This window comes from Caballeronia temeraria, from assembly GCF_001544795.2.
Lineage (GTDB): Bacteria > Pseudomonadota > Gammaproteobacteria > Burkholderiales > Burkholderiaceae > Caballeronia > Caballeronia temeraria.
On sequence record NZ_FCOI02000012.1, the window covers coordinates 49,521 to 64,361 of the forward strand.

Below are 14,841 nucleotides of genomic sequence, written 5' to 3' on the forward strand. Positions count from 1 at the left end.
CGCGGGCCTCAAAAGCTGCTTTCTTTGGTTACTTTCTTTGCAGCAGCAAAGAAAGTAACTGCCGCCCCGCACAGGGGCAGCGCTAATAAACCAAAAAGAAAACGGGATCCGGCGAAACCAAAAAACCCAAAATCAGAACGAGTGATGAATCCCCGCAAGCACGATGACTTGATTCGCCGTGCTCGACACTCCCGCGGTAAAGAACGCAGCCTTCGCCCCACCCGTAGCATGCTCATAGAGCGCATTAACATAAAGCTGCGTCGATTTCGACAACATATAGATATCGCCGATTTCGAACTGCGTCCATCTCCCGCCGACGAAAGTCGTGGTCGCCGCGCCACCGGCAATCCAGTTCCACGCAACCGGCTTGAAAGTCAGCCCCGCATCGTACGTCTGGTAAGTATCCGACTGTCCATTCGATTGCAGCTTCACCCGCGTATAAAGCCCATGCACGACGAACTTGCCGATCTCATACGACGCGCCCGCCCCCATCTCTTCTTGCTTGTCCGCCATGTACGTCGCAGCGGGCTGTCCCTGAAACGTAGAGAAGCCCATCGTCGCGATTGCAGGCGTGCGATTGTGCTCGTTCGAATACGTGGCCGCCGCCTTGAACGGGCCATTCGCATACGAGATCCCGAAGCCGTAATTGCGTCCCGTCGAGAAGTTCGTCGTGTTGCCGAGGCCCATCATCGCGCCGGCGGAAAAGCCGTAGAAACTCGCCGAGCGGAACTTGACCGAGTTGTCGTACGGCACGACGCCCGTGTCCGCAAGCTGATCGATATTGCCCGGATGGAACGCGTACCAGCTCGCCGCCAGATACGCGGTCGACAGCGGTCCGAGCATGTCGAAGCTGAACGGCGTCTGATGACCCAGCGTAATCGTGCCGACATTCTCCTGATCCAGCCCGAGATACGCCTGGCGATTCCATAGCGTGCCGGCCTTCGCGAAGTTGCCAGTATTGGTATAGAACCCGTTCTCCAGTTGCGCGACCGTCTTCAGCCCGCCGCCCAGATCCTCGACGATACGAAAGCCCCAGCGGTCCGGCTGCATGTTGCCTTGTTCCTCCATCCACTTCGGATGCCCGCCGACGTTGTTGATATATGCAATGCCGGCATCGAGGCTGCCGTAAAGCGTGACCGTGCTTTGCGCGGCCGCACCGGTCGCGACCCCGGCTCCGATGAGCCCCGCTGCAATGATGTGCTTCACCCTTCGTTCTCCTAACCGTATGGTTCGAGGGCGGGCGCTGCCCGCTTGCCTGTCCCGCCTTGTCTCAGTGATTGCGCTTCCCATCGGCATTTCGTTGATCTATCGTTATGTTCCATCTATGGATCAACGTACTGCCTATGGAAAGTATAGTGAGGTTTCCTGCGCCAAAACAATAAATTTGAGACGAGGTCGGGTAGACCCTGAGGCATCAAAAATACGGAACGTTTTCGCCAAAAAAAGCTTACAAATCAATGTCGAACGGGCGTTCTTACATCAGACCCAGACTTTTAAACGCGCCGGGTTCAGTGTTTTCACCTAGAGATCCACATTTTTATTTTCCCCCACTCGGACGGCTCTTATAATGTCCATACACGAACTGTTGTTCCTTTAGTGGAACACAGAGGAACCGGAGAAAAGGGTGAAAGATGTCTGAACAATGGCGCTGCGCCGGACATGCCGGCGATCTGTCGGAAGACGCACCGATCGAATTCAAGCTCGATGACGGCGCGGAAATCGGTATCTACAAAGTGGGCGACGAGCTATATGCGCTCGAGAACGTCTGCCCGCACGCATATGCGCTGCTGACGCAAGGCTTCGTCGATGGCGACACCGTCGAATGCCCGCTGCATGAAGCGGTGTTTCACATCCCCACGGGCAAATGCCTGAAAGAGCCCGGCGGCCGCGACCTGAAGACGTATTCGGTGCGCCTCGCCGGCGAGGAAATCCAGATCAAGGTGGCGTGACATGGAAAAAGTCGTGACTTTCAACCCGCATCTCAAGCCGTGGCTCGCGCCGCAGCCGAACAACGTCGCGGGCAAGGGCGTGATCGAGAAGCCGGGCGAGACCGAAAACTTCATCTGGCAGACGCGCAAGGCCGAGCCGACGCAATACGAAAACGACTTCGGCGATGCACTCGAACGCGTTTTCGAAGCGGGCGCGCTTGAGCTGGAGCAAGTGGTCGCGGGCCTGAACAAGGACGGCTTCCGCACGCCGGAAGGCACCGCATGGACCGCCGATCGCCTCGCCGCCGAACTGCGCACGCTCGCCGAATAAAGAAGGAGCACTTTTCCCATGACGTCCCCTCAGCAATCCACATCCATCGCCGCCGATCCCGTTCAGGCTTATCTCGATCGCGGCTTGCGCAATTACTGGTATCCCGTTGCACCGAGCTGGCAAGTGGCGAACGCGCCCATCGGCCTGACGCGTCTCGGCGATCAGATCGTGCTCTGGCGCGACAACGAAGGCAAAGTCCACGCGCTCGAAGACCGCTGCCCGCATCGCGGCGCGCGTCTGTCGCTCGGCTGGAATCTTGGCGGCAGCGTCGCGTGCTGGTATCACGGCATCGAAGTGGATGGCAGCGGAACCGTGCAGAAAGTGCCGGCCGTTTCAGCGTGTCCGCTCGAAGGCCAGAAGTGCGTGAAGTCGTATCCCGTCGAAGAACACGCGGGCGCGATCTTTCTCTGGTTCGGCGATGACGCCAACAAGGAACCCGCGCCGCTCGTGCTGCCCGAAGAACTCGTCGGCGATGAATACGCGAGCTTCCTCTGCATGTCGCACTGGAAGTGCAATTACCAGTACGCGATCGACAACGTGATGGACCCGATGCACGGCGCGTATCTCCATGCGACCTCGCACTCGATGGCCGAAGGCGACAAGCAGGCCGACATGCGCGTGCGCAAGACCGACACCGGCCTCATGTTCGAGAAGGTGAATCAGCGCGACGTGAACTTCGACTGGGTCGAGCTCGGCGAAACCGGCTGCCTGTGGATGCGTCTCGCGATTCCATACAAGAAGAAGTTCGGCCCGGGCGGCAACTTCGGGATCGTCGGCTTTGCGACTCCGGTCGATAACGACAACTGCCAGGTCTACTTCTGGCGCACGCGCAAGGTCTCCGGATGGCAGCGCGATGCATGGCGCTTCCTGTATCGCAATCGCCTTGAAGGGCTGCATTGGGCCGTGCTCGAACAAGATCGCTATGTGCTCGAAAGCCTCGCGCCGAATGCGCGCGATCACGAATTCCTCTATCAGCACGATGTCGGCATGACGCGCGTGCGTCGCATGTTGAAGCAACGCGCGCAGCAGCATCTCGCTGCACTCGAAGCATTGCCGAAGAACACGGAGCACGCTCATGCGTGATGCGTCGAAGGCGCTCGACGGCCGTCGCGTGCTCGTGACGGGCGGCGCTCGCGGACTCGGCGCGGCGTTCGTTCGCGCGCTCGTCCAAGCAGGCGCGCGCGTCGCGTTCGGCGATGTGCTGCATGAAGAAGGCGCAGCGCTTGCGCGTGAACTGCGCGATGCACACTTCGTCCCGCTCGATCTCAACGATCCGCGAAGCATCACCGAGTTCGTCGCGCAAAGCGTGCACGTGCTGGGCGGTCTCGATGCGCTCATCAACAACGCCGCGATCACCAACTCGGGCGGCAGGTCCGCCGATGAACTCACGCCGCAAACGTGGGATGCGGTGATGAACGTCAACGTGCGCGGCACATGGCTGATGAGCGTCGCGTGCCTGCCGCATCTGAAGGCATCGGGACGCGGCGCGATCGTGAACATCGCATCCGATACGGCTTTGTGGGGCGCGCCGAAGCTGCTCGCCTACGTCGCGAGCAAGGGCGCGGTGATCGCGATGACACGTTCGCTCGCGCGCGAGTTCGGCGCGGACAACGTGACCGTGAACGCGATCGCGCCCGGTCTCACCGAAGTGGAAGCCACCGCGTATGTGCCCGCCGAGCGCCACGAGTACTACCTCAAAGGCCGCGCACTGACGCGCGCGCAAGTGCCCGACGACGTGAACGGCCCCGTGCTGTTCCTGCTCTCGGATGCAGCGCGCTTCGTGACGGGCCAGTTGCTGCCGGTGAACGGCGGCTTCGTGATGAATTGATTCGCATACCTTATATAAAATCTGGAGAAAGCAATGGCCGATGCAGACATCGAACGCACGTCGTGGGATCAGCCCGCCGAAGCGAGCTTCGAACAATGGATGGACTCGCGTGTGGCGCGCCTCGAAACGCGCCGCTATGACTGGGACGCACTCAAGTTCCAGGCCGATTACGACCCGAAGTATCGCCGCGCGCAAATGCGTTATGTCGGCACCGGCGGCACGGGCGTCGCGAAGGACATGAACACGATTCCCGCAGGCAGCTTCACCTTTTCGACGATGGTCATTCCCGCCGGCAACATCGGGCCGAGCCATATCCATGTCGACGTCGAAGAGATTTTTTTTGTGCTGCGCGGAAAGATGAAGGTCATCTGCGAGAAGGACGGGCAGACGTGGGAAGCCGTGCTCGGCGAGCGCGATCTCATTTCCGTGCCGCCGGGCGTGTATCGCACTGAGATCAACATCGGCGAGGAAGACGCCTTGATGTGCGTGATGCTGGGCGCATCGAAGCCCATCACGCCGACGTATCCGCCGGATTCGCCGCTGGCGAAGCTGAAGCGCTGAGGCTGTCATGAACATCGAGACGCTCGCGCGCTTTCCGGACATGCATATCGATACCGCACATGGCATCACGGGTTATCGCGAAGCAGGTGCGATGCCTCTGCGCACCCTGCCGGTCGTGCTGCTGCACGGGATCGGGTCGGGCGCGGCGTCGTGGGTTCGGCAGCTCGCTGCGCTCGGCGCGAAGCGTCGCGTGCTCGCGTGGGATGCGCCGGGGTATGGCGTGTCCACGCCGGTCATCGCTGAAGCGCCCGTTGCCGCCGACTATGCGAATGCGTTACGCGCATGGCTCGATGCAATCGATATCACGCGATGCATTCTCGTCGGTCATTCGCTCGGCGCGATCGTCGCGGGTTCGTTCGCAATGCATGCGCCGGAGCGCGTCGCGGGTCTGCTGCTGATATCGCCCGCGGCGGGTTATGGCGCTGCATCGAAGGACGTGCGTGAAGCGAAGCGGGATGCACGTTTGAAGATGCTGAACGAACTCGGCCCGCAAGGACTCGCACGCGAGCGCAGCGCCAACATGCTCTCGCCATACGCCGATGACGAAGCGCGCGAATGGGTCCGCTGGAACATGGCGCGCGTGATTCCCGAAGGCTACGCGCAAGCGACACATCTGCTCGCGAACGCCGATCTCGCCGCGGACATCGCGCGCTTTCATGGACGCATCGCGGTTGCGGTCGGCGCGGAAGACGCGATCACGCCGCCCGCCGCATGCGAGCGCATCGCGCAGGCGGCGCACGTGAGCCTGCAAGTGATGCCGCGTGCGGGCCATGCAGGGTACGCCGAATCGCCCGCTGCATACACGGCGCTGATCGACGCGTTTTGCCAGAGCATCGAATGTCACATGAGAGACGGAGTACCGCAATGACATCCCTCGTCACCGAAGAAGCCGACAAGGGCGAAACCAGTTATATCGTGCCGGGCCTCGAACGCGGATTGAAGATTCTCACCGAGTTCTCGCCGCGTGAACCGGTGCTCGGTGCGCCCGAGTTATCGCGGCGCCTGGGGATTCCGCGCACGACGGTTTTCCGCCTGCTGCAAACGCTCGAATCGCTCGGCTTTCTCGAGCGCGCGGACAAGGATCGCAACTATCGTTTGGGCGTTGCCGTGCTGCGTCTCGGCTTCGAATACCTAAGCTCGCTCGAACTGACCGATCTCGGCCTGCCCATTATCGAAGCATTGCGCGATGCGACCGGTCTCACGAGTCACATTCTCATTCGCGATGGCCGCGATGTCGTGTTCGTCGCGAAAGCGCAGAGTCACGCACCCATCTTCAGCTCGGTGAAAGTGAACGTCGGCACGCGCCTGCCCGCGCATGCGACGACACACGGTCACGTTTTGATGGGCGATCTTTCGCTCGATGAATTGCGCGCGCTCTATCCGGAAGCGCCTCTCGAACGCTTCACGAAGTCCACGCCCGAAACAGTGGAAGAGCTTTATGAACGCGTGAAGGAAGACGCCGAGCGCGGCTACGCAACGAGCCAGTCGTCGTTCGAGCGCGGCATTTCGGTCGTCACCGCGCCGGTGCGCAACGATACGGGGCGCATCGTCGCTGTCATCACCACGACGATCCCGCGTCCCGAGATCGATGCCGCATTGCTCGGCACCGGCCTCATCGACAAGGTTCGCGAAGCGGCCGATGCGCTCTCGATGCGGCTCAACTATCGCCCGGCCGCGCGAGCTTCGGCATCGAACCGTTATATGAAATCTCTGGGGTTGCAATGATTCAAATCGATCTCACAGGACAGGTCGCTGTGGTTACTGGCGGTTCGTCGGGTATCGGATTCGCGACGGCCAAATTGTTCTTGCAGGCGGGCGCATCGGTGGCTATTTGCGGGCGCGATAGCGAACGTCTCGATGACGCGCAAGCCTCGCTCGCAAACGAATTCCCACAAGCCTCGTTGTTCGCAGCGCGTTGCGATGTGCTCGACGCAGATCAGGTGAACGCGTTCGCATCGCAAGTGATGGCGCGCTTCGGCCGCGTCGACATGCTGGTGAACAACGCGGGCCAAGGCCGCGTATCCACCTTCGCCGATACCACCGACGACGCATGGCGCGACGAGCTGGAATTGAAGTACTTCAGCATCATCCGTCCGACGCGCGCCTTCCTGCCGATGCTGAAAGACACGCCCTCACCCGCGATCGTCTGCGTGAATTCGTTGCTCGCATTGCAGCCCGAGCCGCATATGGTCGCGACTTCATCCGCTCGGGCGGGCGTGTTGAGCCTCGTGAAATCGCTCGCGACGGAACTCGCGCCGCAGCGCATCCGCGTGAATTCGATTCTGATCGGCATCGTCGAATCGGGGCAATGGAAGCGGCGTTATCAGGACTATCTCCAACACGCGCAGGAGCCGCGTCAAAGCTGGGCGCAATGGACCGGCGAGCTCGCGCGCAAGAAGAACATTCCGCTCGGCCGCTTCGGCTTGCCCGAAGAAGCGGCGCAGGCGCTCTTTTATCTCGCAACAACGCTGTCGTCGTACACGACCGGCAGCCATATCGATGTTTCCGGAGGCTTTGCTCGTCATGTCTGAAAAAACCACGGTCGGCGAACTGATCGCCGCGTTCCTCGAACAATGCGGCGTGCGCACGGCGTTCGGCGTGATCTCGATCCACAACATGCCGATCCTCGATGCGATCGGACGTCGCGGCAACATCCGCTATGTCGGCGCACGCGGCGAAGCGGGCGCGCTGAACATGGCCGATGGCCTCGCGCGCGTCTCCGGCGAACTCGGCGTTGCGTTCACGTCGACGGGCACGGCTGCCGGCAACGCAGCGGGCGCGATGGTCGAAGCATTGACCGCGGGCACGGCGCTGCTGCACATCACCGGGCAGATCGAAACCGAGTATCTCGATCAGGACCTCGCGTATATCCACGAAGCGCCGGATCAATTGTCGATGCTGCAATCGATCTCGAAGGCCGCGTTCCGCGTGCGCACCGTCGACACCGCATTGCCGACGATCCGCGAAGCCGTGCGCGTCGCGCTGACCGCGCCCGCGGGTCCGGTAAGTGTGGAGATTCCCATCGACATCCAGGCGGCCGAAATCGAATGGCCTGCCGATCTCGCCGCGCCGCATGTGAACACGCTCACGCATGACAGCCTGCGCGTGAAGCAGCTCGCCGATGCACTCACGCACGCAAAGCGTCCGTTGCTGTGGCTCGGCGGCGGCACGCGTCATGCGCGCGGCGCGGTCGAGCGTCTCGTGAAACTGGGCTTCGGCGTCGTGACGAGCGTGCAAGGCCGTGGCGTGCTGCCCGAAGATCATCCGGCGACGCTCGGCGCGTTCAACGTGCATCCGTCCGTCGAAGCGTTCTACAAGACGTGCGATGCGCTCGTCGTCGTCGGCTCGCGTCTGCGTGGCAACGAAACGCTGAAGTACAAACTTGCGCTGCCGCAACCGCTCTATCGCATCGACGCCGACGCTCTCGCCGACAATCGCGGCTATCGCAACGATCTCTTCGTGCATGGCGATGCATCACGCGTGCTCGATGAACTCGCGACGCTGCTTGAGGGCCGCATCCGCATCGATGCTGCATTCGCGGGGGATCTCGCTGCCGCGCGCGAAACGGCGGTCGCGGAAGTATCGAAGGGACTGGGACCGTACAAGCGACTCGTCGATTCGCTGCAACGCGCCGTGGGCCGCGATTACAACTGGGTGCGCGACGTCACGATCTCGAACAGCACGTGGGGCAATCGCCTCCTGAAGATCTTCAATCCGCGCGCGGGCGTGCATGCGCTCGGCGGCGGCATCGGCCAGGGCATGCAGATGGCGATCGGCGCGGCGCTTTCGGGCGCGGCGAAGAAGACCGTCGCGCTCGTCGGCGATGGCGGCTTGATGGTCAATGTCGGCGAACTCGCGACGGCCGTGCAGGAAAAAGCCAACGTGATGATCGTGCTGATGAACGATCAATGCTATGGCGTGATCCGCAACATTCAGGACGCGAACTATGGCGGCCGCCGCATGTTCGTCGATCTGCATCAGCCGGATTTTGCGCAGTTCTGCGCGAGTCTCGGGCTTGCGCATCGCCGCATCACGTCGCTCGAGCAGGCCGACGACATCGTTCAGGAAGGACTCCTGATAGACGGACCGGTTCTGGTCGAAGTCGACATGCTGTCGGTCGGCTCGTTCGCCACCGCGTTCGCCGGGCCGCCCGTGAAGAAGGAAGAGCCGAAGGAGCCGGAATATGCGTGATCCCCGTCATGCACAGCATGCGATCGACATTGCGATGATCGGCTTCGGCGCGATCGGCTCGGCGGTGTTTCGCGCGCTCGACAACGATCCGCTCGTGCGCATCTCGCATGTGATCGTGCCGGAGCGCGATCGCGATCACGTGCGCTCGGTGCTCGGCGATACGGTCGATGTCGTATCGCGTGTCGATGCGCTCGCGAGTCATCCCGAGTTCGCGCTCGAATGCGCGGGACATGCTGCACTCGTGGATCACGTCGTGCCGCTGCTGAAGTCGGGCACGGACTGCGCCGTTGCATCGATCGGCGCGCTGTCGGAAGCCGGTTTGCTCGATGCGCTTTCCGATGCCGCCGATGAAGGCGCGGCCACGATCACGCTGCTGTCGGGCGCGATCGGCGGCGTCGATGCACTCGCCGCCGCGAAGGAAGGCGGCCTCGACGACGTGCAATACACCGGCCGCAAGCCGCCGCGTGGCTGGCTCGGCACGCCCGCCGACATGCTGTGCGATCTGAAGTCGCTGACTGAAGAGAAGGTCATCTTCGAAGGCAGCGCCCGCGATGCCGCGCGTCTCTATCCGAAGAACGCGAATGTCGCAGCGACGATCGCTTTGGCCGGCCTCGGACTCGATGGCACGCGCGTGCGTCTGATCGCCGATCCAGCGGTCGAGCGCAACGTGCATCGCATCGTCGCGCGCGGCGCATTCGGTGAAATGTCGCTGGAAATGTGCGGCAAGCCGTTGCCGTCGAATCCCAAGACATCGGCGCTCACTGCATTCAGCGCGATCCGTGCGTTGCGCAATCGCGCCGCGCGTTGCGTCATCTAAGGAGCTTTTGGACGATGAATCATCCCGACACTTCGCTCGTGACGTCCGGCGATATCTATATCGGCGGCGAGTGGCGCAAAGGGCGCGGCAATCAGTACGCGAGCATCTATCCCGCCGATCAATCGGTGAACGCGGAGATCAGCACCGCCAATGCCGACGACGCGCGCGAAGCCGTCGAGATCGCGGATCGTGCGTTCAGAAAGGCCGATTGGGCCGGATTGAAGCCGCATCAGCGCGCCGCCGTCCTGCATCGCATCGCGAATCTGATCGAAGCGCGTCATGAAGCGCTCGCGCGATTGCAGCGTCGCGACAACGGCAAGCCGATCAGCGAAACGCGCGCTTTGGTGACGAGCGCGGCCAGCACGTTCCGCTACTTCGCAGCGTGCCTCGAAACGCTCGAAGAAGAACTCACGCCCGCGCGCGGCGACTATCTGACGATGAGCGTCCATGAACCGCTCGGCGTCATCGCGGCCATCACGCCGTGGAATTCGCCGATCGCTTCCGATGCGCAAAAGCTTGCGCCCGCGCTCGCCGCAGGCAATGCGGTCGTGTTGAAGCCCGCCGAAGTGACGCCGCTCGCATCGCTCGCGCTCGCGCGCATCTGCGAGGAAGCGGGCGTGCCGAAGGGCGTCGTCAGCGTGTTGCCAGGCAAGGGCTCCGTGATCGGCGATGCGCTCGTGCGTCATCCCCTCGTGAAGAAGGTCGCGTTCACAGGCGGCACGGAAGTGGGCCGCGGCATCGCGCGACTCGCGGCGGAGAAGCTGATGCCCGTATCGCTCGAACTGGGCGGCAAGTCGCCGACCATCGTGTATGCCGACGCCGATCTCGATCACGCAGTGAACGGCGTGCTGTACGGCATCTTCAGTTCATCGGGCGAGTCGTGCATCGCGGGTTCGCGGCTCTTCGTCGAGCGCAAGGTGTATGGTGAGTTCATCGCGCGTCTCGTCGATGGTGCGCGCAAACTGCGCATCGGCGATCCCGCGCGCGAGAACACGCAGATGGGCCCGCTGATTACATCGCAGCATCGGGAGAGCATCGAACGCTATGTCGCGCTCGGTCTCGAAGAAGGCGGCACGTTGTTGTGCGGCGGCGAACGTCCAACGGGCGAGGGCCGCGAAAAAGGCTTCTTCTATCTGCCGACGATCATCGAAGGTCTCACGAACGATGCGCGCATGTGCCAGGAAGAAATCTTCGGCCCGGTGCTCGCCGCCCTGCCCTTCGACGATGAAGCCCCGCTGTTGCAACAAGCGAACGACAGCGTGTTCGGCCTCGCCGCCGGCATCTGGACGCGCGATTACAAGCGCGCATGGAACGTCGCGCGTGCGTTGAACACGGGCACGGTGTGGATCAACACGTACAAGCAGTTTTCGATTTCGACGCCGTTCGGCGGCTGGAAGGACAGCGGCATGGGACGCGAGAAAGGCCGCCTCGGTCTGCGCGAATACATGCAGCAAAAGAGCCTGTACTGGGGCTTGAACGATGCCCCGCTGCCGTGGGCGAACTGAAGGAGTTGCCATGACGATTCTTGGCATTGAACGCATCACCTACGGCGTGACCGATCTCGACACCTGCCGGCGCTTCTTCGCCGACTGGGGCTTGAAGGAAGTCGCGCACGACGAGACGCGCGCGCGTTTCGAAACCCTCAACGGTTGCGAAGTGCTGCTCGCACGATCCGATGATCCCGCACTGCCACCGGCATTCGAAGCCGGCCCGACGTTGCGCGAAGTGACGTGGTGCGTTGCGACGCGCGCCGAACTCGATGCATTGCGCGGACGCTTCGCGGGCCAGCCGGGTCACATCGAAACGGACGATGCAATCGGTTGCATCGATCCGAACGGCATGGCGATTCGCGTCGAAGTGACGAAGAAGCGCGACATCGACGTGAAGGGTTCGCCGTCGAACGTGTGGGGTCAAACCTTGCGCGTCGATACGCCGAGTCCCGTCTATGAACGCGCGGAGCCGGTCGAAGTGGGACATGTCGTGTTCTTCACGAACTGCGTCGCGGAGCAGGAGAAGTTCTACCACGAGCTGCTCGGCTTCGAGACGTCGGATCGCTATCCGGGACGCGGCGCGTTCATGCGTTGCGCGCCGCACGGCGGGCACCACGATCTGTTTCTGCTGCAATTGCCCGACGGCAAGCGCGGCTTGAATCACGTCGCGTTCACCGTGCGCGATATCCACGAAGTCTTTGGTGGCGGCCTGCACATCAGCCGCTGCGGATGGACCACGCAACTCGGGCCGGGACGTCATCCGGTGTCGTCGGCGTACTTCTGGTACTTCAAGAATCCCGCGGGCGGCCTCATCGAGTATTACGCCGATGAAGACGTGCTCACGCCCGAATGGCAGCCGCGCGACTTCGAACCGGGTCCGACCGTGTTCGCCGAATGGGCCGTCGATGGCGGTCTCGATGGCAACACGCGTCGTCAGAAGGACGCGAAGGCGCCCGAAGGCAAGTTCATGACGGAGCGGAAAAATGGCTGAGATTCGGACAGTCGTCGTGATCGGCGGCGGACAGGCGGCGGGTTGGATCGTCAAGACGTTGCGCAAGGAAGGCTTCGACGGCCGCCTCGTGATGATCGCCGACGAGATTCATCTTCCCTATGAGCGGCCGCCGTTGTCGAAGGCCGTGCTCGCGGGCGAAGCGGATATCGACACCGTGCGCATCGTCGATCACGATGCATTCGCCGAGCTGAACGTCGAAGCGTGGCAGCCGGAATGCGCGGCGTCGATCGATCGCGATGCGCGCATCGTGCGCACTGCGAGCGGGCGCGAAGTGCAGTACGACCGGCTCGTCATCGCGACGGGCGGCGCAGCGCGGCGTCTGCCGGCATCGATGGTGAAGACCTCGCAGCTCGCCTATCTGCGCACGCTCGACGATGCGGTGCTCATCGGCAAGCGTCTGCGCGAGAGTCACGCGAAGCGTCTGCTCGTGATAGGCGGCGGATGGATCGGCCTCGAGGTCGCGGCGACCGCGAGAAAGCTCGGCGTCGATGTCACGGTGATCGAAGGCGCGCCGCGTTTGTGCGGACGTTCGGTGCCGGAGAGCGTGTCGGCGTTTCTGTTGAAGCTGCATCGCGATAACGGTGTCGATGTGCGGCTCGATGCGTCGCTCGTGTCGCTCGAAGACTGCGAATGCGGCGTGCGTGCTCGCCTCGCCGATGGCACCACGCTCGACGCAGGATTCGCCGTCGCGGGCATCGGTCTCGCGCCGCATACGGCGATCGCCGAAAGCGCGGGCATCGAGGTGAATGACGGCATCGTCGTCGATGAATTCGGCGCAACCAATGATGCCGACGTGTTCGCTTGCGGCGATGTCGCCAATCACCCGAATGCGTGGTTGAAGCGCCGCGTGCGTCTCGAATCGTGGGCGAACGCGCAGAACCAGGCGATCGCGACGGCGCGCGCGGTGCTCGGCGTGCGCACGCCGTACGCGGAGATTCCCTGGTTCTGGTCGGATCAGTACGACGTGAACCTGCAGATTCTCGGCGACATTCCGCCCGGCGCGACGCCCGTCGTGCGTGGCGATCTGGAAGCACGTCGCGCATCGCTCTTCTTCTTCGATGGCGATGCATTGCGCGGCGTAATCGCGATCAACGCGACGCGCGATCTGAAGGTCGCGAAGAAATGGATGAGCCAGGGGCGCGCGGTCGACATCGCGGCGCTTGCGGACACCGCGAAAGCACTCGCATAAACGTACAGACGGGAGCAGGCATGAGGAGCATGAGCAACACGGCCGTTCAGCACGGCGGCACGGCCACGACAGTCGCCGACGCAGCTTCGGCCGCTCACGCGGTCACGAAAGGATCGATCATCGCGCGCATCGAGCGGCTGCCCGCCAACGCGATGCAAGTGCGCGCGCGGATTCTGATCGGCGCGGCGACGTTCTTCGATGGCTTCGATGTCATCGTCATCGCGGCGACCTTGCCGCTACTCATCCAGAGCTGGGGGCTTACGCCGGGGCAGGTCGGTTTTCTGATCGCGTCGGGATCGATCGGGCAGCTAGTCGGAGCGTTCCTGTTTCCGTCGCTCGCCGAGCGCTTCGGGCGCGTGCGTTCGATTGCGTGGAGTTCGGGCATCATCGGACTGACGAGCATCGCACGCGGGTTCGCGCCTTCGTTCGCGGTGTTCGTCGCGTTGCGTATCGTGCAGGGACTGGGTCTCGGCGGCGAGTTGCCGGTGGCGGCCACGTACATCAACGAGATCACGCGCGCGCATGGACGCGGACGTTTCGTACTCCTTTACGAGATCGTGTTTCCCATCGGCCTGCTCGCATCGAATGCGCTAGGCGCGTGGATCGTGCCGCGCTTCGGCTGGGAAGCGATGTATTTCATCGGCGGGATTCCGCTCGTCCTGTTCTTCCTGCTGCGCACGCTGGTGCCCGAGTCGCCGCGCTGGCTCGGTGAGCGCGGCCGCATGGATGAAGCAGGCGATGCGCTTTCCGCTTTCGAAGCGACCGTGAAGCAGCCGCTGCCGCCGCTCGGCAATCTCGCCGAATTCGAAGCGATGGCGAATCGGCATCCGAAGCGCCGTCGTCTCGATCTGATCGGGCCGGCGTATCTGAAGCGCACGATCGCCGTCGCACTGTTGTGGATGACATGCGGCGTGCTTCAGTACGGTCTTTCGACGTGGCTGCCGACGATTTACAAGACCGTCTATCACGCGCCGTTGCAGCTCGCGTTGAATCTTGCTGTGGCGGCGTCGGTGCTCGGCGTCATCGGCTCGCTGACGTGCGCGCTGATCGTCGATAAGGTCGGACGCAAGCCGGTCATCAACTGGTCGTTCGTGTTGTGCGCGGTGTCGCTGGTATGCGCGGGCGTGTTCGTCACGCAGTCCGTGTATGTCGTCGCGACGTTCTGCGCGCTGGCGCTCGGCTTCATGGCTTGCGGCTTTATCACCGCTTATGTCTATACGCCGGAGTTGTATCCGACCAGCATCCGCGCATTCGGATGCGGCTTAGGCGGCGCATGGCTCAAGATCGCCGCGATCTTCGCGCCCGCGCTCGTCGGCAAGACCCTGATGGGCGGGAACATGAACGTCGCGTTTTATGCGCTCGCGGTGGTGCCGGTCGTTGCGGCGGTGGCGGTGCATTTCATGGGGATCGAGACGAAGGGGAAAGTGCTGGAGCAGTTGGAGGTGTGAGGGTTGGTTCGTTGAAAACGAAAACGCCGGAGCGTCCCGCAAGGGC

At 62.7% G+C, this 14,841-nt stretch carries 15 protein-coding genes; 14 read left to right on the plus strand and 1 reads right to left on the minus strand.

Translation table 11 applies throughout. The features are described 5' to 3' along the window. Window positions 1–132: 132 nt before the first annotated feature. Entirely contained in the window at window positions 133–1,206 is a 1,074-nt protein-coding gene (locus tag AWB76_RS18405; RefSeq protein ID WP_061161577.1) for a porin, read from the minus strand. Between the two features lie 425 nt (window positions 1,207–1,631). On the opposite strand from AWB76_RS18405, the gene AWB76_RS18410 reads away from it, so the two are divergent. The 14 genes from AWB76_RS18410 to AWB76_RS18475 are packed head-to-tail and all read left to right on the plus strand — an operon-like array spanning window position 1,632 to window position 14,795. Then, the gene (locus tag AWB76_RS18410) at window positions 1,632–1,949 is read left to right on the plus strand and encodes a non-heme iron oxygenase ferredoxin subunit (RefSeq protein ID WP_035500201.1); all 318 of its coding nucleotides are present in this window, start codon (window positions 1,632–1,634) and stop codon (window positions 1,947–1,949) included. 1 nt (window position 1,950) lies between these two features. Further along, window positions 1,951–2,259, plus strand: a complete 309-nt coding sequence (locus AWB76_RS18415; protein WP_061161578.1) for a recombinase-like helix-turn-helix domain-containing protein — start codon at window positions 1,951–1,953, stop codon at window positions 2,257–2,259. A gap of 18 nt (window positions 2,260–2,277) precedes the next feature. After that, window positions 2,278–3,342 carry an aromatic ring-hydroxylating dioxygenase subunit alpha gene (locus tag AWB76_RS18420; RefSeq protein WP_061161579.1) on the plus strand — a complete coding sequence of 355 codons (1,065 nt, stop codon included), beginning with the start codon at window positions 2,278–2,280 and terminating at the stop codon, window positions 3,340–3,342. Continuing rightward, on the plus strand, window positions 3,335–4,087 hold the full coding sequence (locus AWB76_RS18425; RefSeq protein WP_061161580.1) for an SDR family oxidoreductase: 753 nt from the start codon (window positions 3,335–3,337) through the stop codon (window positions 4,085–4,087). Before AWB76_RS18420 ends, AWB76_RS18425 begins: the two co-directional genes overlap by 8 nt. A gap of 33 nt (window positions 4,088–4,120) precedes the next feature. Beyond that, window positions 4,121–4,648 (plus strand): cupin domain-containing protein, encoded by a 528-nt coding sequence (locus AWB76_RS18430; RefSeq protein ID WP_061161581.1) that lies wholly within the window; start codon window positions 4,121–4,123, stop codon window positions 4,646–4,648. A 7-nt stretch (window positions 4,649–4,655) separates the two neighbouring features. Beyond that, the gene (locus tag AWB76_RS18435; protein ID WP_061161582.1) at window positions 4,656–5,516 is read left to right on the plus strand and encodes an alpha/beta fold hydrolase; all 861 of its coding nucleotides are present in this window, start codon (window positions 4,656–4,658) and stop codon (window positions 5,514–5,516) included. Further along, a complete protein-coding gene (locus AWB76_RS18440) occupies window positions 5,513–6,373 on the plus strand; it encodes an IclR family transcriptional regulator (RefSeq protein ID WP_061161583.1) in 861 nt (286 codons plus the stop codon). The genes AWB76_RS18435 and AWB76_RS18440 overlap by 4 nt, the downstream gene beginning before the upstream one ends. Next, window positions 6,370–7,179: an SDR family oxidoreductase gene (locus AWB76_RS18445; protein WP_061161584.1), complete on the plus strand. Its 810-nt coding sequence runs from the start codon at window positions 6,370–6,372 to the stop codon at window positions 7,177–7,179. The genes AWB76_RS18440 and AWB76_RS18445 overlap by 4 nt, the downstream gene beginning before the upstream one ends. Next, window positions 7,172–8,839: a thiamine pyrophosphate-binding protein gene (locus AWB76_RS18450; RefSeq protein WP_061161585.1), complete on the plus strand. Its 1,668-nt coding sequence runs from the start codon at window positions 7,172–7,174 to the stop codon at window positions 8,837–8,839. The genes AWB76_RS18445 and AWB76_RS18450 overlap by 8 nt, the downstream gene beginning before the upstream one ends. Beyond that, the gene (locus tag AWB76_RS18455; RefSeq protein ID WP_061161586.1) at window positions 8,832–9,656 is read left to right on the plus strand and encodes an aspartate dehydrogenase; all 825 of its coding nucleotides are present in this window, start codon (window positions 8,832–8,834) and stop codon (window positions 9,654–9,656) included. The genes AWB76_RS18450 and AWB76_RS18455 overlap by 8 nt, the downstream gene beginning before the upstream one ends. Before the next feature lie 14 nt (window positions 9,657–9,670). Continuing rightward, window positions 9,671–11,161, plus strand: a complete 1,491-nt coding sequence (locus tag AWB76_RS18460) for an aldehyde dehydrogenase (protein WP_061161587.1) — start codon at window positions 9,671–9,673, stop codon at window positions 11,159–11,161. 10 nt (window positions 11,162–11,171) lie between these two features. Continuing rightward, window positions 11,172–12,137: a VOC family protein gene (locus AWB76_RS18465; RefSeq protein WP_061161588.1), complete on the plus strand. Its 966-nt coding sequence runs from the start codon at window positions 11,172–11,174 to the stop codon at window positions 12,135–12,137. Beyond that, window positions 12,130–13,347 (plus strand): NAD(P)/FAD-dependent oxidoreductase, encoded by a 1,218-nt coding sequence (locus AWB76_RS18470; RefSeq protein ID WP_061161589.1) that lies wholly within the window; start codon window positions 12,130–12,132, stop codon window positions 13,345–13,347. Before AWB76_RS18465 ends, AWB76_RS18470 begins: the two co-directional genes overlap by 8 nt. Window positions 13,348–13,376: 29 nt before the next feature. Further along, window positions 13,377–14,795, plus strand: a complete 1,419-nt coding sequence (locus tag AWB76_RS18475; protein WP_061161590.1) for an MFS transporter — start codon at window positions 13,377–13,379, stop codon at window positions 14,793–14,795. Window positions 14,796–14,841: the final 46 nt, after the last annotated feature.